Origin of the sequence: Rhodococcus sp. 4CII (genome assembly GCF_014256275.1) — a bacterium.
Lineage (GTDB): Bacteria > Actinomycetota > Actinomycetes > Mycobacteriales > Mycobacteriaceae > Rhodococcus_F > Rhodococcus_F wratislaviensis_A.
The window spans coordinates 4,884,939-4,908,982 of the sequence record NZ_JACCFE010000002.1; the positions used below are offsets into that span (position 1 = coordinate 4,884,939).

Genomic DNA, 24,044 nt, shown 5'->3' on the forward strand with positions numbered 1-24,044 from the left:
CGCGCATTCACCGGGCGGGCGGCGTCCGCAGCGACTACCGTCACGATCCGTGACCCCGGCATCGGACATCTCACGTCGCAAGTTTCTCGCCTCCGCCGCAGCGGCCGGTGGCGCCGCTTTCCTCAGTTCGTGGGCGGGCCCGGTCATCGACCGTGCCTACGCGCAGGATCCGGGCGGCAGTGGATCGCTGAACGACATCGAGCACTTCGTCTACCTGATGCAGGAGAACCGGTCGTTCGACCACTATTACGGCACGCTGTCGGGGGTGCGCGGCTTCGACGACCCGTCGCCGGCGTGGCAGCAGTACGGCTGGACGCCGGGTGCGGGGCCGACCCCGACCGGGTATCTCAACCCGTTTCGCCTCGACACCACGCAGGGCGCACACCTCGACGGTGAATGCATCAACGACCCGACCCATGCGTGGGGTCCGCAGCACGACGCGTGGAACGGCGGCGCGATGGACCGGTGGATGCCGGTGCACGTCGCGCACGAGGGACCGCTCAACGGTCCCGCGACGATGGGCTACTACACGCGGGCCGACATCCCCGTGCACTACGAGCTCGCCGACGCCTTCACGATCTGCGATCACTACTTCTGCTCGGTGCTCGGACCGACTGATCCGAACCGGCTGTACTGGATGACGGGAACGATCGATCCGGACGGTCTGGCCGGTGGACCGCTGGTCGAGACGCCGACGGTGATCCCCAGGTTCACCTACTCGTGGCGCACCTACCCGGAGAATCTGCAGGAGGCCGGCGTCAGCTGGAAGGTGTACGCCAACAAGGATCTCGGGCCCGTGTCGAGCGTCGCGCTCGACGGAATGCTCGGCTGCTTCAAGCAATACAGCGACCCGAATTCGGAACTCGCCCGACGCGGGCTCGATCCGACGTACCCGAACGACTTCCGGGCCGACGTCGCGAACGGAACCCTGCCCGCGGTGTCCTGGATCGTGCCCAACATCTTCACCTGCGAGCACCCGGCGCTGCCCCCGGCCGCGGGCGCGGTCGGGATCGTCGAGGTACTCGACATCCTCACGTCCAACCCGGCGATCTGGGAGAAGACGGCACTGATCATCAGTTACGACGAGAACGGCGGCTTCTTCGACCACGTCACCCCGCCGACTCCGCCGCCGGGCACCCCGGGTGAATACCTGACGGTTCCGTTGAACACGGTGTCGGAGAGCGACAACAATCCGGGCCCGATCGGCCTCGGTTTCCGGGTCCCGTCGCTGATCATCTCGCCGTACAGTCGCGGCGGCCTCGTCGCGTCCGACACGTTCGACCACACCTCGCAGTTACGGCTTCTCGAGAAGCGCTTCGGTGTACCCGTCCCCAATCTCACCGACTGGCGTCGCGGCGCCGTCGGCGACATGACGTCCGTGTTCGACTTCTCGTCGGCGCCGAACGCCGGCGTGCCCGCGATGACGGACCCGGGGCCACGCCTGCAGGCGGCGATCGCCCAGTGCGGGCCGAACGTGGCCGCGGGGACGCTGAACGCCGGTGCGCCCTACCCCGTCCCGCCGAATTCGATGCCCGTGCAGGAACAGTCGCCGCTGCGGCGCCGTCCCAGCGGGTTGATCATGTAGCGGCCTGCCGTCACAGGCGCACCGCCCGGCCCTCGTCGATCGACTGCACGATCGCCAGCGCGGCCAACGGTGAACTTCAAGGTCGGAGGGCGTCGACCGTCTCGCCGGCGGTCGTGGGATCCGGCGTCTCGCCGGTGGCCCCGCGCGTGCGCTGACGGTAGATTCCGATTCCGACCACCACGGCGGCGAGTCCCATCGAGACGTACATCTGGCTCCTGGTCTCCGGCAACACCAGCATGCCGACGCAGAGCGCGACGATGGCGGCGATGGTGCACCACGTCAGGTACGGGAACAGCCACATCTTCAGCGTGAGGTCCTTGCCCTCCGCCTCGAGCTGACGCCGCATCCGCAGCTGCGACACCGAGATCGCCAGCCACACGAACAGCGCGATCGCTCCCGAGGAGTTGACGAGGAACAGGAACACAGTGTCCGGGTACAGGTAGTTGAGGCCCACCGTCAGGAAGCCCACGACCGTCGAGACGAGAACGGCCTGACGTGGGACGCCGGACGAGCCGATCTTCGACAGTGCGGCCGGGGCGTCGCCGCGGCGGGAGAGCGAGAAGATCATCCGGCTCGCCGTGTACAGCCCGGAGTTCAGGCAGGACAGCACGGACGTGAGCACGACGACGTCCATGATGTTGCCGGCCGCAGGAATACCGAACGAGTCCATGACGGCGACGTACGGGCTCAGCGCGACGGACGCGTCGTCCCACGGCAGCAGCGTCACGACGACGGCGATGGATCCGATGTAGAAGATGAGGATGCGCCACACGACGGAGCGCACGGCGTTGCGCACTGCCGCAACGGGGTTCGCGGATTCACCGGCCGCGATGGTGGCGATCTCGGCGCCGAAGAACGAGAACACGACGACGAGCACGGCCGCGAACACGGCACCGGCCCCGTTCGGGAAGAACCCGCCGTGACCGGTCAGGTTGGTGAGTCCGGGTGCTTCGACGCCGGGCAGGGCTCCGCAGATCGCGAGGACGCCGAGCGCGAGGAAGATGACGATGGCCGCGACCTTGATCGACGCGAACCAGAACTCGAACTCGCCGAACGACTTCACGGACGCGATGTTCGTCAGCGTGAGCAGCACCATCAGGATCAGTGCCCAACTCCACTGCGGGACGTCGGGGATCCAGCGGTTCATGATGACGGCACCGGCCGTCGCCTCGATGCCGAGGACGATGATCCAGAACCAGGCGTAGAGCCAGCCGATGCTGAATCCGGCCCACCGTCCGATCGCGCGGTCCGCGTACGCCGAGAACGACCCCGTCTCGGGGTTGGCGGTCGACATCTCGCCGAGCATGCGCATCACCAGGATGACGACGATGCCCGCGAGCGCATAGGCGACGAGAACGCCGGGGCCCGTCTCGCGGATCGCGACCCCGGAGCCCACGAAGAGGCCTGCGCCGATCACCCCCGCGATAGCGATCATCGAGAGGTGCCGCTTCTTCAGTGAGTGCTGAAGCTGCGGATCGGTGGTACCTGACATGGAGAAATCCCTTCGGCGCTACTCCGGATGTGATGTGCGTCGCTGATTCGGGAAAGTGTGTACGAGTCGCCGGGGCGGAGGTACCGCCGATTCGGTGAATTTCGAGCAACCCGGTTGGACGAAACGGCAGTACCGCGCACCTGCACTGCCTTGACAACGCGTAAACGCTATGGCTACCGTCACATTATTCAATCAGCGGACAGGCGTTCGGCATGCGAACGGGATCTGGCGCAAACGTAGACGGGACAGCGGAATGAGCGATCACGCCTTCACCCCGGCGGCCGAGAAGCAGGCGCGACGCGCAGCGTTGAGCAGCTTCGTCGGCGCGGTCATCGACTGGTACGACTTCCTGCTCTACGGGTTGGTCGCGGCCCTGGTCTTCAACTCGGAGTTCTTCCCCAACGTCAGCCCCGCGATCGGGACGCTCGCCGCGTTCGCGACGTTCGGTGTCGGATTCCTGTTCCGCCCGCTCGGCGGCGTGGTGTTCGGCCACTACGGCGACCGCATCGGACGCAAGCGGATGCTGATCCTCACCGTGCTGATCATGGGTACGAGCACCGCCCTGATCGGACTGCTGCCGTCGTTCGCCGCGGTCGGCTGGTGGGCGCCGGTTCTGCTCGTCGCCTTGCGCGCCATCCAGGGCTTCGCCGTCGGCGGCGAGTGGGGTGGTGCCGCGCTGATGGCGGTGGAGAGCGCGCCGCCGAAGAAGAAGGCGTTCTACAGCAGCGGCGTGCAGGTCGGCTACTCGGTCGGACTCATCCTCGCCACCGGATTCGTCATGCTCATGAGCAACCTGACCACCGAGGAGGCGTTCAGCCAGTGGGGCTGGCGGGTGCCGTTCGTCGCCAGCGTCGTCCTCGTCGGCATCGGCCTGTGGATCCGCGCCGGCGTCCAGGAGAGCCCCGAGTTCGTCGACAAGGTCGAGAAGGTCGAAGAGGAGCAGCACAAGCAGGAGAAGAAGCGGATTCCGCTCGTCGAGGCGCTGCGCAACCACCCGAAGGCATTCCTGCAGATCATCGGTCTGCGTTTCGCCGAACTCTTCTCCATGTACATCGTCACCACGTTCGCGCTGAGCTACTCCACCAAGGAACTGGGCATGGAGCGCAACTTCATGCTCGACGTCGGACTGCTCGTCGGCGCCGTGGGCATCGGCACGATCCCGCTGTTCGCCTGGCTGTCCGACAAGCACGGCCGTCGTCGCGTCTACATCCTCGGTGCGCTGATCGGCGCGGTGTGCGCGTTCCCGTTCTTCATCTTCCTCGAACACGGGTCGATGATCGGCACCGTCATCCTGGCCGTGCTCCTCGTCAACATCTCGCACGACATGGTGGTCAGCGTGCAGCAGCCGCTGTTCACCGAGATGTTCGGGGCGGAGTACCGCTACAGCGGTGCCGGGGTCGGCTACCAGGTGGCCAGTGCGATCGGCGGCGGTTTCACCCCGTTCATCGCTGCCGCCCTGGTCACCGCCAGCGGGGGTTCCTGGCACCTCGTGGCCGTGTACCTGGCCGGCGGCTGCATCGTCAGCGCCCTGATCGCATGGCGACTGCAGCCCGATTCGGGTGCGGCGGCGTCGGACGCCGACGCGTCGGCGAAGCTCGAGAACGCGCGCTGAGCACCTACCGTCGTTCGTCGCACGGCGGGACACGCACGCCTGACGGCTAGCCGAGGGACAGGTCCAGCCCGATCCGCTCCGCCGTCGCCACCAGGCTCGGCACCACCGACGCCTCGACGTCGTCCCGCGTGTACTGGGTGCCCTGCAGCGAGGAGTTGAGGGCGGCGACCACGGTGCCCGTCCGATCCCGGATGGGCACGGCCGCCCCGCGGATGCCGATCTCGAGTTCGTTCTCCGACATCGACCAGCCGTCCGCGGCAACCGTCCGGACCTCGGCACGCAGTTGCTCGGCGTCGGAGATCGTGTGGGGTGTGAACGACCGGAATTCGGTGGACTTCAGGTAGTCGTCGAGCGCGTCGGCCGAAAGTCCGGCCAGCAGAACACGTCCCGTGGACGTCGCGTACGCGGGAAACCGCATGCCCACCGTAATGGAGATACGGATGATTCGCGGTGAACGCACCCGTGCCACGTACACCACGTCGGGGCCGTCGAGGATGGTCACCGAGATGGTCTCGCCCAGTTCCTTCGCGAGAGCCTCGATGTGCGGATCCGCGACCTGCGGCAGCCGCAGCGCGGCCAGGTAGGAGAAGCCGAACCGGAGCACGCGCGGTGTCAGCGAGAAGTTGCGGCCGTCGAGTCGCAGGAACCCCTTGTCCACCAGGGTGAGCAGAATGCGCCGCGCCGTGGACCGGGTGATCCCGACGGCCTGCGCCACCTCACTCAGAGTGCGCGCACGGTGCTGGTCGTCGAAGCATTCGAGAACGCTCAAACCGCGGTCCAGGGACTCGAGGAAATACCGTTCCTCGGCCACCTCAGCAGCTCCCCGATTCGCGCACGCCGCCATCCTACCGTGGCTGGCTAGAGGCCCGTTTCCGCAGGAAGCCGCCCCGATTTCACTGCCGCCCGCAGTGCGTCGTAATCCTTCTCGGACTGATCCGCGTAGAGGCGGGCCCAGTCGGTGACGGCCCGGTCGAAGGCATCCCCGTTGCCGAGATATCCGGTGACGAAGGCGGATCCGGGGCTCTGGCTGTGCGCGCGGGCGAGCATCGACCCGCAAAGCCTCGCGTACCGGGCCGACCGCGACGGATCCAGGGTGTGCAGGTCGACGGACCCCTTCATGTCGCGGAACTGGCGGAGGTAGAAGTCGCGCAGACGCCCGTCGTCGCCCTCCACACCTTGCACCCATCCCAGGAACGGATCCGATTGCGCCTGAAGGATTCGCTGCGCGCCGACGACTCGGGACCCCTGGCCCTTCTCGGCGACGGCACGAATGATCGATTCCGGTGCGGTCGTGACCTTCCCGTGTGTCTCCAGGACTGATTGGGGCGCCTCCTTGGCCTGCAGGAAGAGCGGCTCGCCGGCCGGCCCTTGCAGCAGTATCAACCAGCAGCGGGTTCCCACACTGCCCACTCCCACGATGCGCATCGCGTAGTCGACCACCTCGAACTGCGTGAGCAACAGCCGGATGTCCGCGCGCAGGGTGGCGAGATAGAGGAGGTAGAGCTCGGTGATGCGGCCCAGATCGTAGTTCTCGGAGTGCCGGATGACGGGGAACTGATCGACGATGAACGGCCGGCCGTCCTCCTCCGTCGTGGTCAGTTTGCGAAGCACCTGTTCGGACGTCCGTTTGCGTGCCTTCTGAGTGACCGCACGGATCTCGCGCTTCTGCGCGCCCGGATCATGCTCGAGAACGTCCGTCTCTTCCTGGAAGTAGTACCGCTCCGTGGCGGTCAGTTGAAACAGCCCAGCCAGAGCGCTTCGGTAGGAGCGGACGGCGGCAGTGGTGGACGCGGCGCATTGCTCCTCGGTGTGCGAATTGTCGCGCCCGTTGATCCACACGCTCGCGGCGAGTCGGCGCACGTCCCACTCCCAGGGTGCCGGGTACGACTCGTCGAAGTCGTTGAGGTCGAACAGCATCCGGCGTTCGGGCGAGGCGAACAGCCCGAAGTTGGCGAGGTGGGCATCGCCGGAAGCGATGACCTGACATCCGGTGACCGGTGAGTCGGCGAGGTCGTGCGCCATCATCGCGGCCGAGCCGCGGTACAGCGCGAACGGCGACTCGAGCATGCGTCCGATCCGGATCGGCACCAGCGACTGCAACCGGGTCGCATTCTGGGCTTCGATCATCGCCACCGGGTCGCGCTCCGGAAGGACGAACGCACCCTGGGCCTTGCGGGGGAGCGCCTCGCGGGCCGCCTTACCCGCCGAACGTCGGGCGTCGATCGCCGTTGTCGCACCGGCTCGGGAGGACGTGGCCATGACGTCGAGTCTAGGCACCCGCAGCCCCACGTGAGTGAATATGCGTGTGCGAGGACACATTGCCACTCACCTGGGGGAGGATGGACAGCGTGCGGCCGCGCGACGGGAGGACCCCCATGGGACAGCGACTTTTCGCGGCCACCGCGGTGCTGGTGGTGCTCTCGTGCACAGCCTGCCAGTCCGAGGGCAATTCCGCGCAGCCGACGACGACCGCCGCCGCGCCGGCCGCGGGCGAACCGGCCGTCGTCGCGTCCGACCTCGACGTGCCGTGGGGGATAGCGCTCCTGCCGGACGGGACGGCGCTGATCGCCGAACGGGACAGCGGCACCGTCCGGCACCTGCAGGCGAACGGCGACACGACCGTGATCGGCGACGTGCCCGGTGTGGCGGCGCAGGGCGAATCGGGCCTGCTCGGCCTCGCCGTCTCGCCCGCCTACGCGTCGGATCAGACGATCTACGCGTATCTGACCACGAACGACGACAACCGGGTGGTCGCCCTGCGGTTCGACGGCAGCAGCCTCGGTGAACCGACACCGATCCTGACGGGCATCCCCGCCGGATCGATCCACGACGGCGGCCGGATCGCGTTCGGCCCGGACGGCAAGCTGTACGTCGCCACCGGGGAAGCCGGGGACCGGCCCCGCGCGCAGGACCCGTCCTCGCTCGGCGGCAAGATCCTGCGGATCAATTCCGACGGGTCGATCCCGGCCGACAATCCCACCCCACGCTCACCCGTGTGGTCGCTCGGGCACCGCAACGTGCAGGGCCTCGCGTGGGACGACGCCGGCCGAATGTGGGCCACCGAGTTCGGGGCGAACACCTGGGACGAGGTGAACCTGATCCGACCCGGCGCCAACTACGGATGGCCGGAGGTCGAGGGGAAGTCCGGCGAGGCGGGCTTCGTCGACCCGGTGATCCAGTGGCCGACCGGCGACGCGTCCCCGTCCGGGATCGCCTTCCTGGACGGTTCGCTGTGGGTGGCGGCGCTGCGCGGCGAACGACTGTGGCGGATCCCCGTGGGCGGCGACGGATCGCTGGGCGAACCACAATCGCTGTTCGAGGGCGAATTCGGGCGACTGCGCACCGTCGTCGCGACACCCGGCGGTGACCTCTGGTTCAGCACCAGCAACCGCGACGGTCGCGGCGATCCGGGCGACGGCGACGACCGCATCCTCATGCTCCGCCTGTGAGTACTTGTCAACCGCGGGCGGTTGACAAGCACGCCCGGGGGGTCACTCCGTCCAGGGGACGATCGGCGGCTTCACCCACATGATCTTCTCGTCCCGGTGGGCCGGGGTGGCGGCCGGATGGTCGGGGTGGCGCTGCGCCCACGCGGTCTTCTGCTCGAGCAGTTCGACGACGGTGATCCAGGTTTCCATGGTGCTGGGCGGGTTCGACCCGGCCGCCCGGGCGAGTTTCCGCAGTGTGGTGTCGGTCAGGTCGAGGAGTTCCTGACCGCTGATCCCGCGATCCCACACGTACCGCGCGAGTCCCATCGCCTTCTCGCGTCGCCGCTTCGCTGCGCCCTCGGTGTGCGCGAAGTCGACTTCCTGAGGTTCCATCGTCGTCCCTTCTCGTGCGCGTCTCCACGGTAGGTCACCCGCGTGTCGTCCCGGTATCGTGGGAGCACGATTCTCGCAGCAGGCGCGAGTGGACGGTGCGAGCAGTAGGGACGACGGACGATGGGCAGGCAGCGCGGCGGTCGGGCTGCCCGGACTTCCGACGGGGGTCCCGTCGCCGGGGTGTATCCGATCGACACGGGGACGTGCGAACTCGCGGAGGATCACTTGAACCCGCACGGCTGGGTGCTGAAGGTGAACGGGGTCGAGAGTTCCCACATCGACCTGTCCGATCCCACCCACCTCGATTTCGAGTACATGCGGTGGATCGCCGAACTGGTCGCCTCGCACTGGGGGACGGAGCAGCGGGTGCGGGCCCTGCACCTCGGCGGCGGCGCCTGCTCGCTGGCCCGGCATCTCGCCGCCCGGTACCCGGACGCCCGGCAGGTGGTGGTCGAACTCGACGGCAGGCTCGCGGACCTGGTGCGCGAATGGTTCGACCTGCCGCGGGCCCCACTGCTGCGACTGCGGGTGGGTGAGGCGCGGGCGGTGACCGAGACGTTGACGGAATCGAGCCGCGATCTGATCGTGCGCGACGTCTTCGCCGGCAACACGACTCCGGCGCCGCTGACGACCGCGGAGTTCACCGGGCACGTGCGGCGGGTGCTGGCGCCGGGCGGGATCTACGCGGTCAATTGCGGCGACACCCGCGACCTGGTGCTGGCGCGCCGGGAGGCTGCGACCATCGGCGGCGTGTTTCCGCACACCACCGTCATCGCCGACCCGGCGATGCTCAAGGGCCGCCGGTACGGCAACATCGTGATCGCGGGCAGCGACGTGCCGATCGGCGAAGACCCCGCCCTCGTCCGCACGCTGCTCGGTGGCGGTGTGCCGGCCCATGTCTGGGACGACCGGCAGGTGCGGACGTTCGCGGGTGCGGCGCGGGTGCTGCGCGACGCGGACTTCGGCGGCTAGACGAGCACCCAGATCAGCGACGCCATCGCGAAGCCGACCACCGACAGGATCGTTTCGAGCACCGTCCACGTCTTCAGGGTGTCTTTCACAGACATGTTGAAATAGCGTGACACGATCCAGAATCCGCCATCGTTGACGTGGCTGGCGATGATGGATCCGGCCGATACGGCGATCACGATCAGCGCGATCTGCGCGGACGAGTAGTTCCCAGCGGCGATGGCCGGTTCGATGACGCCGGCGGTGGTGACGATCGCGACGGTCGCCGAGCCCTGGGCGATGCGCAGTGCGCAGCTGATCAGATACGCGGACAGGATGACTGGCAGACCGAGGGCGTCCATCGAGTCGGCGAGGGCCTGCCCGACCCCGGTGGCCCGCAGCACCGCGCCGAAGAACGCGCCCGCACCGACGACGAGCAGGATCATGCCGACCGGTTTCAACGCCGCCGCGGACATCGCCCCGATCTCCTGCGCCGTGATTCCGCGCCGGGTCCCGAGCAGGTACAGCGCCAGCAGGACGGCGATGGTCAGCGCGATCGTGGGTGTGCCGAGGAAGATCAGGACCGACAGCAGCGTCGAGCCTTCGTCGAGGACCACATTGCCGACCGTCGCACCGAGGATCAGCACCATCGGCACCAGGATGATGAACGAGATCAGCCACAGCGGCGGCGGGTTCTCGGCGGCTTCCCGCTCCTCCGGGATGAACTCGTCCGGGACCTCGATGATCACGCGCTTGCCGATCCAGGTACCCCACACGACGCCACTGACGAACCATGCGGGGATACCGCACGCGAGGCCCATGATGATGATCCAGCCCATGTCGACGTGCAGCAGACCGGCCGCGGCGACGGGGCCCGGGTGCGGCGGCAGGAAGGCGTGGGTCATGGAGAGGCCCGCCAGCATCGGCATCGCGTACATCACCAGCGATTTACCGCCGCGCTTGGCCGCCACGTACACGAGCGGGGCGAGGATGAAGATGCCGATGTCGAAGAAGACGGGGATGCCGAGGACCAGTCCGGTGACGCCCATCGCGAGCGGAGCGCCCCTGGGGCCGAACAACTTCAGAAGTCGTTCGGTGAGGACGTCGGCGCCGCCGGAGCGTTCCATCATCGCGCCGAGGACGGTGCCCAGACCGATGATCGGCGTGATGTGCCCCAGGATCCCGCCGAAACCCTTCTCCAGTATGGAGTCGGCCGCCGACGTGGGGGTGCCGACCAGTTCGACCACCGGCACTCCCGCGATGAGAGCGACGCCGACGCCGACGACGATCAGCGCGATGAACGGCTCGAGCTTGAGCTTGATGATGAGGACCAGCAGCACGGCGATGGATACCGCTGCGAGAGTGAGGAGTCCGGCTGTGTCGTGCTGCAGCCAGTCGACGAACGACGTCATTGCGTCTCCAGGAAGAGGGGGAGGGGTGCTCAGGCCGAGAGCGCGGTGACGAACGCGCGTGCGCGGTCGGTGATGTCGGTCCAGTTGCCCGCGGCGACACTGGCCGGTGGAACGACGCTGGTGCCCGCGCACACGGCCAGGGCGCCGGCGTCGAGGAACTGGCGGGCATTGGAACCGTTGATGCCGCCCGACGGCAGGAGTTCGACGCCGGGATACGGGCCGTGCAGGTCGGACAGGTAGTCGGGGCCGAGCCGCTTGGCGGGGAAGATCTTGACCGCGGCCGAGCCGAGATCGACGGCCATGGCCACCTCGGTGGGGGTGAACGCGCCGAGGAAGACGGGAATCGACCGTCCTGTCGCGACTTTCGCGACGTCGGGACGGATGCCGGGGGTGACGAGGAACCGGGCGCCTGCGTCGATCGCGGCGGCGGCCTGATCGCCGGTCATCACGGTGCCGACGCCGAGGATGCTGCCTGCCGCGGCTGCGGCGTCGGCGGCGCGGCCGAGGTGGTGGAGCACGTCCGGCGTGGTGAACGTCAGCTCGACCGTCCGGATTCCGCCCTCGGCGAGTGCGTGGCACAGGTCGGCGGCGTCGGGGATGGTCTCCGCGCGTACCACCGTCAGGACCCGGTCGGCACGCAGAATGTCGATCTCGGTCATCGGACTGCTCCTCCTTCTTCGCGGCGCAACGATCTTCCGGCGGTGGCGCCGGTGAGGCGGCCGTCCTCGAGGGCCAGGCAGCCACGGACGAAGACGTGGGAGATCCCGGCCGCCGCCTGGCGCGGCTGCTCGTACGTCGCGGTGTCGGCGACCGTGTCCGGATCGAACAGCACGAGGTCGGCGGCGTATCCGCGGCGGACGAATCCGCGGTCGACGAGTCGCAACCGGGTGGCGGCCCGGCCGCTGAGGTGACCGACGCACTCCTCGAGCGACATCAGGCCGAGGTCGCGGCTGTAGTGCCCGAGGTACCGTGCGAACGTTCCCCATGCGCGTGGGTGCGGCTTTCCGCCGACGAGCAGTCCGTCGCTGCCGCCGGTGTGCCGGGGGTGCTGCATGATCGCGCGCACGTTCTCCTCGTGCCCGACGTGCTGCAGGATGCCGCTGCCCAGCTGGTCGCGGATCAGGATGTCGATGCACACCTCGAAGGGGTCGCGGTTCTCGGCGGCGGCTATGTCCGCGACGGTCTTTCCGACGTAGCCGTCGAGTTCCGCGTTCTGGACACCGCTGATCTCGAGGGTGTGCCACTCGGCGATGACCCCGTGGCAACCGTCGGATCCGGTGACCTCGAGGTGCTCCCGGATGCGTTCGAGGGCAACCGGATCCCGGAGCCGGTCGAGTGTCTGTTCCATGCTGCCCGCCGACGCCCAGCTGGGCAGGATCGCCGACAGCGTGGTGGCGCCGGGAAGGTAGGGGTAGGTGTCGAGACTGATATCGGCACCCGCGGATTCGGCCTCGTCGAGCAGGGCCAGCAGTTCGGGAGCGCGGCCCTTGTTGGGTCCGAAGTTCAGCGTGGCGTGAGCGAGATGCAGTGCGCACCCGGCCCGCGACGTCAGGTCGATCATCTCGGCGTAGGCCTCCATCGCGCCTGCGCCGTAGGACCGGTGGTGCGGGGAGAAATAGCCGCCGTACTGCGCGACGGTCTGGCACAGTGCCAGCAGTTCCTCGTTGTCCGCGTACATCCCCGGCGTATAGGTCAGCCCGGCGGACAACCCGACCGCACCCTCCGCCATGGACTGCGCCACGATCCGCTGCATCTCCGCGATCTCCGACGGCGTCGCCGGCCGGTCGTCCCAGCCGACCACCAGCGCCCGGACCACCCCGTGCGGGACGAGATACGCGACGTTGGTGGCGATGCCCCGATCGAGCCGGTCGAGGTAGTCGCCGACGCTCCGCCAGGAGAAGTCGAAGTCCTCGGGGTCGGTGTTCCAGCCCGCGATCTTGCGCCGGACCACCGCGAGCACGTCGTCGGTGACGGGCGCGTAGGACAGTCCGTCCTGGCCGAGGACCTCGGTGGTGACGCCCTGGGTGATCCGCGACGGATGCTCGGGGTCGATCAGGATCTGCAGATCGGAATGGGCGTGCATGTCGATGAAACCGGGCGCGAGTACCAGGCCCTCGGCGTCGATCACGCGGTCCGCGGTCGGACGTTCGGTGCCTGAGTGGTCTGCCTCGGGCCGGATGTCGGCGATCCGGTCTCCGTCGACGAGCACATCGGCGCGGTACCGTGGCGACTCCGAGCCGTCGACGACGGTGGCGGAGCGGATCAGAGTGGTCATGGTTGGAAGTCCTCGGCGGGGGATCAGAAGAAGGTACGGATCAGGTCGACGACGACGGGGTCGTCGGAGTCGTCACCGATGACGGGTATCCACCGCCACTTGTCGAACGCGGTGCACGGGTGCGACAGGCCGAGGCGGACGACGTCCCCGACACGCAGATCGTGTTCGGGCCGTGCGGGATCGAGCCGCAGGAACGCGTGCTGGTCGTTGACGGCGGTCACTTCGGTGCCGACGAGGGGACGCGGCGTCGACCCGAGTTGGTCGGCGACGACCTGCGCGGTGGGCAGGCCCTCGTCGAACGGGACGTCGCGCTTGCCGGCGTCGAGCAGGGCGAGACCCGGCTCGGGGCGGGACACCACCCGGGCCCACGTGTGCATCGCCGACGTGAGCCGGCGCGCCTGGGCGTCGGCGCCGCGGCCGAACGGTGAGATCCCGGTGTAGAAGCCGTCGTCGTGAATGATGTAGGCGCCGGCGCGGACCACCACTTTGGTTCTGCCACCGGCCAGTTCGGCGAGAACCTCGGCGACCACGTCGAAGTAGGCGCTGCCGCCGGCGGTCACGTAGACGTCCTGCCCTTCCGGGTACCGGCCCTCGGTCGCCAGCCGCCGATGCAGTTCTGCCATCGACCGGAGGTAGGTTCGGACCCGGGTGAGGGACTCCTCGGACGCGTCGTGCGCGAGCGCGCCCTCGTACCCGCAGACGCCGGCCAACCGTAGTGCGGGACTCTCCGCGATCCGGTCGGCCACCGCGACGGCCTCGGCCACGGATCGGGCGCCGGTGCGTCCGCCCTCGCCGCCGAGTTCGACGAGCACGGGCAGCGGCCGGACCACCGTGACGTCCGCGAGGGCCGCGGTCATCGCGTCGACCGTCTGCGGGGAGTCGGCCCACATCAGGACCTCGAGGTCCGGGTTCGTCTCCATCTGCTCGGCCAGCCACCGCAACGCGGTCGGGTCGACAAGCGAATTCGCGATCTGCACCCGTCGAGCGCCGAATCGCACTGCCACCCGGAGCTGGCCGAAGTTCGCCAGCGTGATACCCCACGCGCCGCTGCGGATCTGCCGGTCCCACAGCACCGGAGACATCGTCGTCTTGCCGTGCGGAGCGAGGTCGACGCCGTGCGCGGCGCACCACGCCGCCATGGTGTCGAGATTGCCGGCGATGGCCGTCTCGTCGAGAACCATCACCGGAGTGCTGAAGGCGGACAGTCTCGGCTGCGTCGCGAGGAACTCGGACTTGGTCCGGCCGTTGGCGGCGGAGGGGAGGGCCTTGTCCACGTCGGACAAGCGCAACTCGTCGAGCTCCGCCAGGGCGCGGGAATCGAGTGTGTCCGGTCCGCTGATGGTCATCGTCGATCCTGTCGTTCGGGTTCTGCGGGACTTGCCCTCGTCAGATTAAGGGCATTTGAAGTGCTACGTTGCGCTATATGCAACGTTGATTGCGTTTTTGCGTCACCTATGTCTAGCATTGGCCTGGGTCATCGTCAACGGTCCGGTGTGTCATGCATCGCCGGGGCGCGGGCCCTCGAAACGCCGTCCCGTGCCGGTCCGAGCAGTCGTAGAGGTAACAAGTGCAGGAATCGACCCCCACCTCCGAGTCCGGTGTCGCGTGCCTCGGTGAGGCGATGGTCCTCGTGGCCCCGAATTCGACGCTCCACCTGGCCGGCGCCGAGGCGAACGTCGCCGCCGGGCTCGCCGCGCTGGGTGTCCCGGCCGCCTGGGTCGGCAGGCTCGGCGACGACGAGTTCGGCGCCCTCATCCGCACCGAACTGCAGGCCCGGGGAGTCGACGTCCGCGCCGTCGAGGTCGATCCCGGCAGGCCCACCGCGCACTACTCGAAGACCACCGCCCTCGACGAGCACGGCGAGCCGCGGACCGACAGCCGCTATTCCCGGGCGGGTTCGGCGGCGTCCGCCATGGATCCCGGATTCCTCGACACACCGGCGGTCGCGGAACTGTTCGGCCGGGCCCGCGTGGTGCACTGCAGCGGAATCACACCGGCCCTGTCCGATTCGTGCCTCGCGCTCATGCGGCGACTGCTCCGCGACCGGCCGGGCATCCCCGGTGTCGTCAGTTTCGACGTCAACTGGCGTGAGCAACTGTGGCCGGACGGCGACCCGCGGATGGTCGTGGAACTGGCGAACCTCGCCGACCTGGTGCTCGTCGGCGCGGACGAGGCCCAGCGCGTGCTCGGCACCGCGGATCCGCACGAGTTGCGGCTTCTCCTGCCGGCGCCGGCCACCGTCGTGGTCAAGGACGGAGCGCATCGCGCGCTGGCCGTCGACCGGAGTGGCCGGAGTGTCGCGGTCCCCGCGCTCCGCGTCGACGTCGTCGAACCCGTCGGCGCGGGTGACGCATTCGCTGCCGGGTATCTCAGCGGAATCGTGCGCGGCGACGACCAGTCCCGCTGTCTGCGCCGCGGGCACATCGGCGCCGCGGCCACCCTGACGGTGGCGGCGGACTCGGCGCCGCCGCCGCCCGCCGAGTTGCTCGACGCCCTGCTCGGATGTTCCGAATCGAACTGGGCCGCAACAGTCGTCACCGCCGACGGCTTCTCTCTCGGGAAAGTGGAGTGAACGGATGAGTCAGAGTGTCTCCCGTGCCCTGCATCTGCTGGTGCAGCTGGGCAACGGCCCCGCCAACCTCGACCAGCTGGCCGAATCCACCGGTGTCCACAAGACCACCGTGCTCCGGCTGCTCCGGACGCTGTCCGACGAGCGGTTCACGTTCCGCGACAACAGCAACCAGTACCACCTCGGTTCCCGCATCTTCGAACTCGCCGCGCAGGCCACCGATCAGCGGGAGGTGCGGCGCATCGCGTCACCACACCTCGTCGCGTTCAACCGCGAGTACGGGCGCACCACGCACCTCGCCGCGATGGAAGGCGGTGACGTGGTGTACATCGACAAACTCGAATCGCACGATCAGATCAGGATGTACTCACGAATCGGTCTGCGCGCCAACCTCAATTCGACGGCGGTCGCCAAGGTGATCCTTGCCGACCTGCCGGATTCCGAGCTGCGGCCGATCGTCGACTCGATGGACTTCTCCTCCCGCACGGCCAACACGATCACGACTCCCGAACGCTACCTCGACGAGATCCGCATGGTCCGGGAGCAGGGCTGGGCGCACGACCAGGAGGAGAACGAGCCGTCCGTCAACTGCATCGGCGTTCCCATTCGCAGCGCGTCCGGTCGCGTCGTCGCCGCAGTCTCCGTCTCGGTGCCCGACGTCGTGCTCAGCTACGAACGCGTCCTCGATCTACTCGAACCCCTCCAGGCCGTGGGAGCGCGGATCTCCCGCGACTGCGGTTACCGCGCCCAGCCCTGACAACCCCCGTCCGCTCGAAAAGTAATCACACACAGGAGAATCGACATGTCCGACACCACCGTCATCCGCACCGAAGGCGCCCCCGCCCCCGCACACACGTTCAGTCAGGGCATCAAGAAGGGCAACATGCTCCAGGTGTCGGGGCAGGGACCGATGGACCCCGTCACCAACGAGTACATCGCCGAAGGCGACGTCCGTGAGCAGACCCGCCGCACCCTCGCGAACATCAAGGCCATCCTCGAAGCCGGGGGCGCGAGCGTCGAGGACGTGCTGATGTTCCGCGTCTACCTCACCACCCGCGACGACTTCTCCGCGATGAACGACGTGTACGGAGAATTCATCGCGGAGAACGTGCCGAGCGGGCAGTTGCCGTGCCGGACCACGGTGTTCGTCGACCTCCCGCACGAGGTCATGCTCGTCGAGATCGACGCGCTGGCCGTGACCGGCTAGGCCGCTACGCGGTGACGAGGTGCCGGCAGCTCATCCGCGGTGACACGGGCAGCTCGGTGAAGTCGGGCTCGGAGCCGTCTGCCGCCGGCACCTCCAGGTAGAGGTGGCTGCCGTCCGCCACGACGCCCTGCGGTTGCAGGCCGATCAGTTTGGCCACCATGTACGTGGCGCTGAGGCTGGTGACGTCACGGATGATCCCGAGCCGCAGCAGCGACCTCGTCTCCGCGATCGCCTCCTGCTCCCCGGCCCGCAGGACCAGCCGCAGTCCGGGCGAGACGGCCTGCGCCGCCACCGACACCGCGATGTTGTCCAGGTCGTCGGAACCGACGGCGGCCAGCGCGAGGGCGCGGCCGACACCCAGTCGTTCGAGGAGTCCGCGGTCGCCGCCGTGGCCCACCACGGTGGGGATGTTCATCGACCGCACGAGCCGCAGGTTCTTGGCGTGCGGATCGCGTTCGACGCCCACCACCGCGACGCCGAGAGCCTGCAGTTCCCGGCAGAGCCGGAGCCCGACCTGGCCGAGACCCACGACGATGACGTGCCCCGAGCGGGGCAGGACGCGGCTGCCCACCAGACCGACCAGGCGGGGGCCGAGGAGGCGCTCGATGATGCCGGCGGTGAACATCGCCGTGAACACGACGGTGAAGAGCATCGCGACGGAGGCGAACACCGCGTAGGCGGGACTGCCGTGGGTCTCGGCTCCGGGACCGACGGTGGTCACCACCCGCACCGCTTCGTTGAACGCGTCGAGCGGTGCCACGTGCTGGCCGAGGATCAGCCACATCCAGTCGGCGAACAGGACGGCGAGCAGACCCGCGAGCCCGCCGAGCAGGATGCGGGTGCCGATGTCGTGGGACCGCAGCAGACCGGTCGCGCCGGTTGCCGCCATCCGCCACCAGTTCCGCCGGGGCAGGTCGACGTGCGCGCCCTCCGGGTGGCCGTCGATCATGCGGACCGTCAGCATCCGGTCGCCCGCGTGCCGGGCCGCGACGAGGTCCGGATCCAGGCAGGGCCCCGCGAGCGTGGGCGCGGCGAGGTCGGCGGGCGACGTCACCTCGCACTGCGGCAGCAGGTGCGCGAGTTGATCTGCGACCGTGCGGTCGAAGATCGTCACCATCAACGGAACCGACGCCGAGATGTGCGCGGCCGCCAGTGCGTACCGCAGCGCGACGACGTCGTCCCGCACCAGGACCGCCATCGCGCGGGGTTCGTCCGCCATGGCGACTCGAAGCTCGTCGTCGTCGGGAGCGACAAGGTGACGTACCTGAAAGTCCCTTTCGCGGAGGGATGCACAGACCCTTCGGGCCACGGTCGTTTCGCCGATGACGAGATATGAGTCGTTCACGTGTGGTCCTTCCGGCTCGGGATCACGAGAGCGTACCCGAGAAGAACGGCAGATCCCACACGAGAATCTGTACCGGTCGGTAGCCGGAGTTGTCCTGGAACACGTTATCGGCCAATGTTTTCCGATAATGGCGCCCTACTCGTCGGTAGGAGCGCCCCGGATCGCGACCAGGACGCCCCGACCCCGGGCGGGAACACCGCTTCGGGGTCCGTGGTTGGGTGAATCATGAGCCTCGATGCGAATGACGACCGGCGCCCACTTCTCGATCTCGTCGCCGCCCACAACCGTGCGGTCCTGGCGACGATCAAACGCGACGGGCGTCCGCAATTGTCCAACGTGATCTACGCCTGGGATCCCGACACGCAGACGGCGAGGGTGTCGGTGACGGCGGACCGGGCCAAGACCCGGAACGCCGCCCGGGACCCGCGGGTGTCGCTGCACGTCAGCGCGACCGACTTCTGGAGCTATGCCGTCGTCGAGGGTGACGCGGAGCTGAGTGCCGTCGCGGCGGATCCGCACGATGCGGCGGCGGACGAACTCGTCGGGGTGTTCCGGCAGGCGGCCGGAAAGGAGCACGACGACTGGGAAGATTTCCGCCGGGCGATGGTGGCCGAGCGCCGGCAGGTGCTCCGGGTCCGGGCGACGAACGTATACGGCATGGCCCAGCTGCCCTGAGCCGGCAAACGTAGCTGTGGCAGCCGGTCGTGGCCGGTGGGACGATTGAGGCATGCGCAAGAGGCGGTGGCCGGCGGCACCACCGCCCGCCACGGAGGGAGTCACGGTACACGGGCCGGTCGAGCTCGTGACGAGCCGTGATCTGAGTCTGCGCCTGTCGGAGGTCGTCGCCCACCCCACGGGCATGCTGCTGCACATCGAGCTGACCGCGAGGGGCAGATCCGCCGACCTGGCACGCCACGAGACGCGTCCGCTCGACGATCCCGACGATCCGTCGGCGCGATGGTCGTATCTCGCGGTGAACGTTCGCGTCGACGACGTGGAGGGCGTCGCCGATCCGCGCCACCCCCATTCGCCGTCGGTGCCGGACGCCGAGGGCGCGTCCGAATATCATTCCGCGCCGCACTACTGGATCAGCGACTATCCGGAGTCGGGAACGATCACGCTGACCGTCGGGTGGAAGGAGATCGGTCTCCTCCCGCGAACCCGCACGATCACTCTCGGTCCGAACCCGAGTCTGCGGCCCACACGGTAGACGGGCCACACGGTAGAGATACGAAGGTGCCCTTCGGCGCCGTGGGAGCGTCGAAGGGCACCGCCGTCCTGCGAGGGAACGCAGATCAGGGCAGGGGAACCCAGGTGCCGAAGAACCAGAATCCGTGCGGACTCGGTGCGGGAGCCTGCTGCTGGTCGTGCTGGGGCTGCGGGGCCTGCTGCTGCTGAGCGGGGGCGGGGTTGTGGTTCACGGGGTCGGCGCTGGCGACGCCTGCCCCGATGCCGAGAGCTGCGAGGGCGATACCACCGGTTGCGACGGCCTTGGTCACGACGGACTTCATGCGGTTCCTCCTGGAACGTATCGGATGCTGTGTCAGAACTTCCTGACACAGATCAGACTGCTCCCCGTCCCTGCCACGACTCTCCGCTCAGCCTGGCAATCTCCTGAAGGTCAGCGTGGCTGCTCCGCCAGCTTGGCCGCGATCACGCCGTTGAGTCGTTGCAGACCGCTCGGGGTGATGCCGTGGATCTGGCCCTCGATACTGCGCACGACATGCGTGTCGCTGAGCACCTTCTCACTCGACTGGATCAGAACCGTTCCGGCGCCGGTGAAGTCGAACTGCCGTTCCTCCCCGGAGTTGATTCCCATCATGTGGGCGCCGGCGGCGAGGAAGTTGCTGATCCACCCCTGGTCGTAGTGGTGGCTCGGGGACGGACAGTCGGCCCAGCCGACGAGCGCCTCGGGGTCGATGCGCAACGGAGGTTCGGCGAACATCACCGGACCGTTGGAGGATGCCAGGAACTTGCCGGTTCCGATGAGCGTCAGGAATCCGGGCACGATCGACTGGTTCAGGGCCAGACCCGGTTCGAACGCAAGGAGATTCGACGCCCGGATGGTGAGGTTGCCGTCGTCGAGGTCGTAGGAGTTGATGTCGTAGCCGCGGTCGCCGATGATCAGCTTCCCGAACCCTTCGGCCACCGCATAGTCACCCATGTACAGCGGCGCCGAGAACTGGTTGGCCACCATGTGCAGTGCGGCGCCGTGCAATCCGTGGGTCAGGGCCTGGAACTGCATCTGGCCGTAGTACGCGATCATCGCACCCTTGCGAATGAACCACGGCGCGGTGAGGTCGATGCAGAATGCGTAGCTGTTGTCGGGAATGTTGTCGCTGGCGCCGAGTGTCGACGGGTTGTGGATGGCGGTCACAGTTTCTCCTCCGAAGCCTGAACGTAGACGATGCCCTGACCCGTGCACTGCAGTTGCATGGCTTCCCCGACGCCGCGGCCCATGGCCTCGCGCCAGCCGACGGCCGACTTCAGTTCCACCTGAACGCTTCCGTACGTGCCGACGAACGCGTCGGGGTCGACGAACACCGGATTCGGTCCGCCCACAGGCAGTTCGATGAAACCGCCGTGCGCGAGCAGGACCGCCGACCCGTACCCCGACAGTTGCGTCGTGAACATCCCGGTCCCGGAGAGTGCGCCCGCGGCCGCGCCGCGCAGGGCGCCGAGCATGCCGCGCCCCCCGCCGCCGCCCTGACTGGTCACGGAGACCACCGAACTCTGCAGGCCCGCATTGTGCGCGAGCAGCCGGGACGCCTCGACGCACAGGGCGCCGCCCTGCGACATGTCGACGACGTGCACCTCGAGTCCGGCGTGGCCGTAGTGCACCACACCCTGCCCCTGAGCGAGCATCGTACGTTCGTGTTCGCCCTGCATCATGCGTCCGGCCATCCGGGTGAAGCCACCCATGCCGGCCATGGACTGCGAGCCCGGCACCTGATGCGGCGAGAACTGGACCTGCCCGGTGTAGAACAGCATCGCGCCGGTGCGGGCCACCACACCTCCCGCCGCGCCGACGTCGACCTTGACGACCTTCGAATTCACCTTCGAGAAGACCATGGTGTTCACCGCTCTGCCGGTTGAATGGAGACGACGCCGTGACCGTCCCACCGCAGCGAGAAGGCCTCACCGTTGCCCTGACCCACGGCGTTGCGCCACGACACATCCGTCACGAACGACTGTGTCACCTGCCCCCGGGCCGACACGAACGCGTCGGGATCGACCACGAGCGGGTACTGCGGCGACACCTCCAGGTGGACGAGCGGACCGCCGGCGGACAGCAGGGCCACCTGGCCCTGACCGGAGACGGTCGTGGTGAACAGACCCTGCCCGCCGACCCCGCCGCGCAGTCCGGTGAACGTGACGTTGGTGTTCAGGTTGCCGCTCAACGCGAGAAGCTGCTGCGACTCCACCTGCAGGGTTTCGTTCGCGAGGTCGACGACGGAGATGTACTGGCCGCCCACCGCAAGGTAGACGACGCCGTTCCCGGAGCATTCCATCAGCGACAGCGCCTCGCCCGTGGCGCGCCGCTTCATTCCGGCGAGCACCCCGTCACCGCCACCGAAACCCGCCGATTTGAAACTGACATTGCCTTCGTAGGCGATCATCGAACCCTGTATCGCGCGGATGGTGGTTCCGGCGAGCTGCGCCTCCACCACTTTCTTCGACTTCTCGAGCAGCCGCCCCATGGGTGCCCTTTCCAGTGTCGAGCGGCAGTGCCCGTGACCGAGTCACGAGCACTGCCGCTGGATGTGAGTACAGGCAGAACCTAGCCGACGGGCACCGACTTCTTCTCGTCCACGTCGTCGTCCAGGGTGCCGGCCGCCGCGGCCGCCTTGCGGTTGCGGACGATGCTGGAGATGAACGCGGCACCGATGAGGGCGACGCCGACGAGTCCGGTGACGTTCTCGTTGACGTGGTAGCCGATGGACACCAGCAGGATCACGGCCAGTGCGCCGATGGCCCAGTGGGCGCCGTGCTCGAGGTAGACGTAGTCCGAGAGGGTGCCCTTGCGGACCAGGAACACGGTGATGGACCGGACGAACATCGCGCCGACGAAGCCGAGGCCGAGGGCGATGATGATCGGGTCGGACGTGATCGCGAAGGCACCGATGACACCGTCGAAGGAGAACGACGCGTCGAGGACCTCGAGGTAGAGGAACAGGAAGAACCCGGCCTTGCCGGTGGCCTTGGCCAGGGCGGTCGGGCCGCCGGACCCTTCGACGATCTCGCCGTCCTCGCCTTCCTCGGGGGTGTTGAACAGTTCACCGAGGCCGTTGACGGCGATGTAGGTGACCATGCCGAGGACGCCGGCGATCATCACCGTGGAGACGGTGTCCTCGGGGGCGATGTAGGCGGCGGTGATCAGCAGCAGGACACCGGCGATGACGACGGCCAGCTGGTCGAGTTTGCCGGCGCGGGCGAGGGGCTTCTCCAGCCAGGACAGCCAGGTGATCTCGCGCTCTTCGAGGATGAAGCCGAGGAACAGCATGAGCAGGAACATGCCGCCGAACGCCGCGATCTGCGGGTGCGCGTCGGTGAGCAGGGTTTCGTAGCTGGCGCTGCCGTCGGGGAAGTAGGCGGCGCCGTCGGCGGGCGGGTTGAGGGCCAGGTCGAGGGCGGCGACGGGGCCGAGCCCGGAGGCGAGCCACACGATGACGAGGGGGAAGACCAGTCGCATGCCGAACACCGCGATGACGATGCCGACGGTGAGGAAGATCTTCTGCCAGAAGTCGCTCATGCGGCGCAGGACGGTGGCGTTGATGACGGCGTTGTCGAAGGACAGCGAGATCTCGAGGATCGAGAGGATCAGCACGAGGAGGACGGCCTGGGGGCCGCCGTAGATCGCGGCGACGATCAACGAGACGATCGTGACCGCGAAGGAGAGACCGAATATGCGCAGAACCACGAAGCGTGGCCTTTCTCTAGTGGGCATGCAGGGTGGCTACTGCAGGGGACGAGCACCGGGGAAGGGTTCACGGCAGGGCCATGACACCCTCCCCCGGCTGGAGATCGGAACGACTGTCAGACGTTGACGCCGTAATCGCGGGCGATACCGGCCAGCCCGGACGCGTAGCCCTGCCCGATTGCACGGAACTTCCACTCCGCGCCGTGGCGGTACAGCTCGCCGAAAACCATAGCGGTCTCGGTCGACGCGTCCTCGGACAGGTCGTAGCGGGCGAGCTCGTTGCCGTTGGCCTGGTCGACGACGCGGATGTAGGCGTTGCGCACCTGACCGAACGACTGCGACCGCGTCTCCGCATCGTAGATGGAGACGGGGAACAGGATGCTCTCGATGTTCGCGGGGACCGCGGCCAGGTTGACGTTGATCACCTCGTCGTCGCCCTCGCCCTCACCGGTGGTGTTGTCACCGATGTGCTCGATCGAGCCGTCCGGGGACCGCAGGTTGTTGAAGAACACGAAGTGCTGATCCGACACGACCTTCTTGTCGGCACCCGCACCGATGGCGCTGGCGTCGAGGTCGAAGTCGGTGCCGGTGGTCGAGCGGGCATCCCATCCGAGTCCGACCGCCACCGCGGTCAGGTTCGGCGCCTCCTTCGTGAGAGAAACATTGCCGCCCTTGGTCAAGCTGACGCCCATTCAGGGGTCCTTTCGAGAGGAGGTGGGTGGACCCTCGACTGCTGTCGAAGCTCCGGGTTCGTCGTGCAACACCACGATAGTGAATTTGTCCGACTTGTCCCATCCCGCGCACTGTCCACAGGTTTGTGCACAGGCGATTCCGGACCCGCCGGTGTTGTCGCCCCG

24 protein-coding genes are annotated in these 24,044 nt (G+C 68.0%); 9 read left to right on the top strand and 15 right to left on the bottom strand.

The window, feature by feature from the left end; all coding sequences use genetic code 11:
• The first annotated feature begins 49 nt into the window (after positions 1–49).
• Complete coding sequence (locus tag H0B43_RS23320) at positions 50–1,585, top strand: alkaline phosphatase family protein (protein ID WP_185725782.1); 1,536 nt, start codon at positions 50–52, stop codon at positions 1,583–1,585.
• Between the two features lie 76 nt (positions 1,586–1,661).
• Here H0B43_RS23320 and H0B43_RS23325 read toward each other — a convergent pair whose 3' ends face one another.
• A complete protein-coding gene (locus H0B43_RS23325) occupies positions 1,662–3,077 on the bottom strand; it encodes an amino acid permease (protein WP_185725781.1) in 1,416 nt (471 codons plus the stop codon).
• Between the two features lie 253 nt (positions 3,078–3,330).
• On the opposite strand from H0B43_RS23325, the gene shiA reads away from it, so the two are divergent.
• Positions 3,331–4,689: a shikimate transporter gene (gene shiA / locus H0B43_RS23330; RefSeq protein ID WP_185725780.1), complete on the top strand. Its 1,359-nt coding sequence runs from the start codon at positions 3,331–3,333 to the stop codon at positions 4,687–4,689.
• Positions 4,690–4,735: 46 nt separating this feature from the next.
• On the opposite strand, the gene H0B43_RS23335 is transcribed toward shiA, so the two are convergent.
• Both H0B43_RS23335 and H0B43_RS23340 read right to left on the bottom strand, forming a co-directional pair.
• Entirely contained in the window at positions 4,736–5,533 is a 798-nt protein-coding gene (locus tag H0B43_RS23335) for an IclR family transcriptional regulator C-terminal domain-containing protein (RefSeq protein WP_185725779.1), read from the bottom strand.
• Positions 5,534–5,547: 14 nt separating this feature from the next.
• On the bottom strand, positions 5,548–6,948 hold the full coding sequence (locus tag H0B43_RS23340; protein WP_185725778.1) for a DUF2252 domain-containing protein: 1,401 nt from the start codon (positions 6,946–6,948) through the stop codon (positions 5,548–5,550).
• A 116-nt stretch (positions 6,949–7,064) separates the two neighbouring features.
• Here H0B43_RS23340 and H0B43_RS23345 point away from each other — a divergent pair, with 116 nt between their 5' ends.
• Positions 7,065–8,138: a sorbosone dehydrogenase family protein gene (locus H0B43_RS23345; RefSeq protein WP_185725777.1), complete on the top strand. Its 1,074-nt coding sequence runs from the start codon at positions 7,065–7,067 to the stop codon at positions 8,136–8,138.
• A 42-nt stretch (positions 8,139–8,180) separates the two neighbouring features.
• Here the strand turns inward: H0B43_RS23345 and H0B43_RS23350 are convergent, their stop codons facing one another.
• Positions 8,181–8,510: a hypothetical protein gene (locus H0B43_RS23350; protein WP_185725776.1), complete on the bottom strand. Its 330-nt coding sequence runs from the start codon at positions 8,508–8,510 to the stop codon at positions 8,181–8,183.
• Positions 8,511–8,630: 120 nt separating this feature from the next.
• Here H0B43_RS23350 and H0B43_RS23355 point away from each other — a divergent pair, with 120 nt between their 5' ends.
• Positions 8,631–9,482 (top strand): spermidine synthase, encoded by an 852-nt coding sequence (locus H0B43_RS23355; RefSeq protein ID WP_185725775.1) that lies wholly within the window; start codon positions 8,631–8,633, stop codon positions 9,480–9,482.
• Here H0B43_RS23355 and H0B43_RS23360 read toward each other — a convergent pair.
• The 4 genes from H0B43_RS23360 to H0B43_RS23375 are packed head-to-tail and all read right to left on the bottom strand — an operon-like array spanning position 9,479 to position 14,491.
• Positions 9,479–10,870, bottom strand: a complete 1,392-nt coding sequence (locus tag H0B43_RS23360) for a GntP family permease (protein ID WP_185725774.1) — start codon at positions 10,868–10,870, stop codon at positions 9,479–9,481. The two genes, H0B43_RS23355 and H0B43_RS23360, sit on opposite strands and share 4 nt — an antisense overlap.
• 29 nt (positions 10,871–10,899) lie before the next feature.
• The gene (locus H0B43_RS23365) at positions 10,900–11,529 is read right to left on the bottom strand and encodes a bifunctional 4-hydroxy-2-oxoglutarate aldolase/2-dehydro-3-deoxy-phosphogluconate aldolase (protein WP_185725773.1); all 630 of its coding nucleotides are present in this window, start codon (positions 11,527–11,529) and stop codon (positions 10,900–10,902) included.
• A complete protein-coding gene (locus H0B43_RS23370; RefSeq protein ID WP_185725772.1) occupies positions 11,526–13,145 on the bottom strand; it encodes an amidohydrolase family protein in 1,620 nt (539 codons plus the stop codon). The genes H0B43_RS23365 and H0B43_RS23370 overlap by 4 nt, the downstream gene beginning before the upstream one ends.
• Before the next feature lie 23 nt (positions 13,146–13,168).
• Positions 13,169–14,491: an amino acid deaminase gene (locus H0B43_RS23375; protein ID WP_185725771.1), complete on the bottom strand. Its 1,323-nt coding sequence runs from the start codon at positions 14,489–14,491 to the stop codon at positions 13,169–13,171.
• A gap of 221 nt (positions 14,492–14,712) precedes the next feature.
• Between H0B43_RS23375 and H0B43_RS23380 the strand changes: the two genes are divergently transcribed.
• Genes H0B43_RS23380 through H0B43_RS23390 form a run of 3 tightly spaced genes read left to right on the top strand, consistent with a single transcriptional unit; the run spans position 14,713 to position 16,921 of the window.
• Positions 14,713–15,717, top strand: a complete 1,005-nt coding sequence (locus H0B43_RS23380; RefSeq protein WP_185725770.1) for a sugar kinase — start codon at positions 14,713–14,715, stop codon at positions 15,715–15,717.
• Positions 15,718–15,721: 4 nt separating this feature from the next.
• The gene (locus H0B43_RS23385; protein ID WP_185725769.1) at positions 15,722–16,471 is read left to right on the top strand and encodes an IclR family transcriptional regulator; all 750 of its coding nucleotides are present in this window, start codon (positions 15,722–15,724) and stop codon (positions 16,469–16,471) included.
• Between the two features lie 45 nt (positions 16,472–16,516).
• Positions 16,517–16,921: a RidA family protein gene (locus H0B43_RS23390; RefSeq protein ID WP_185725768.1), complete on the top strand. Its 405-nt coding sequence runs from the start codon at positions 16,517–16,519 to the stop codon at positions 16,919–16,921.
• Positions 16,922–16,925: 4 nt separating this feature from the next.
• Here the strand turns inward: H0B43_RS23390 and H0B43_RS42890 are convergent, their stop codons facing one another.
• Positions 16,926–18,266 carry a TrkA family potassium uptake protein gene (locus H0B43_RS42890; protein WP_185725767.1) on the bottom strand — a complete coding sequence of 447 codons (1,341 nt, stop codon included), beginning with the start codon at positions 18,264–18,266 and terminating at the stop codon, positions 16,926–16,928.
• A gap of 225 nt (positions 18,267–18,491) precedes the next feature.
• On the opposite strand from H0B43_RS42890, the gene H0B43_RS23400 reads away from it, so the two are divergent.
• Together H0B43_RS23400 and H0B43_RS23405 are read left to right on the top strand one after the other, a co-directional pair.
• Positions 18,492–18,941, top strand: coding sequence for a PPOX class F420-dependent oxidoreductase (locus H0B43_RS23400; RefSeq protein WP_185725766.1), 450 nt, complete (start codon positions 18,492–18,494; stop codon positions 18,939–18,941).
• A gap of 52 nt (positions 18,942–18,993) precedes the next feature.
• Positions 18,994–19,476: a hypothetical protein gene (locus tag H0B43_RS23405; RefSeq protein WP_185725765.1), complete on the top strand. Its 483-nt coding sequence runs from the start codon at positions 18,994–18,996 to the stop codon at positions 19,474–19,476.
• Between the two features lie 85 nt (positions 19,477–19,561).
• Here the strand turns inward: H0B43_RS23405 and H0B43_RS23410 are convergent, their stop codons facing one another.
• The 6 genes from H0B43_RS23410 to H0B43_RS23435 all read right to left on the bottom strand — a co-directional run bounded on the left by H0B43_RS23410 (position 19,562) and on the right by H0B43_RS23435 (position 23,879).
• Complete coding sequence (locus H0B43_RS23410) at positions 19,562–19,777, bottom strand: hypothetical protein (protein WP_185725764.1); 216 nt, start codon at positions 19,775–19,777, stop codon at positions 19,562–19,564.
• A gap of 110 nt (positions 19,778–19,887) precedes the next feature.
• Entirely contained in the window at positions 19,888–20,643 is a 756-nt protein-coding gene (locus H0B43_RS23415) for an AIM24 family protein (RefSeq protein WP_011595185.1), read from the bottom strand.
• A complete protein-coding gene (locus H0B43_RS23420) occupies positions 20,640–21,338 on the bottom strand; it encodes an AIM24 family protein (protein WP_185725763.1) in 699 nt (232 codons plus the stop codon). The genes H0B43_RS23415 and H0B43_RS23420 overlap by 4 nt, the downstream gene beginning before the upstream one ends.
• Before the next feature lie 5 nt (positions 21,339–21,343).
• Entirely contained in the window at positions 21,344–21,967 is a 624-nt protein-coding gene (locus H0B43_RS23425) for an AIM24 family protein (RefSeq protein WP_185725762.1), read from the bottom strand.
• A gap of 80 nt (positions 21,968–22,047) precedes the next feature.
• Positions 22,048–23,187 (bottom strand): DUF475 domain-containing protein, encoded by a 1,140-nt coding sequence (locus H0B43_RS23430; protein ID WP_185729822.1) that lies wholly within the window; start codon positions 23,185–23,187, stop codon positions 22,048–22,050.
• A 116-nt stretch (positions 23,188–23,303) separates the two neighbouring features.
• Positions 23,304–23,879 carry a TerD family protein gene (locus H0B43_RS23435; protein ID WP_087555181.1) on the bottom strand — a complete coding sequence of 192 codons (576 nt, stop codon included), beginning with the start codon at positions 23,877–23,879 and terminating at the stop codon, positions 23,304–23,306.
• Positions 23,880–24,044 lie beyond the last annotated feature (165 nt).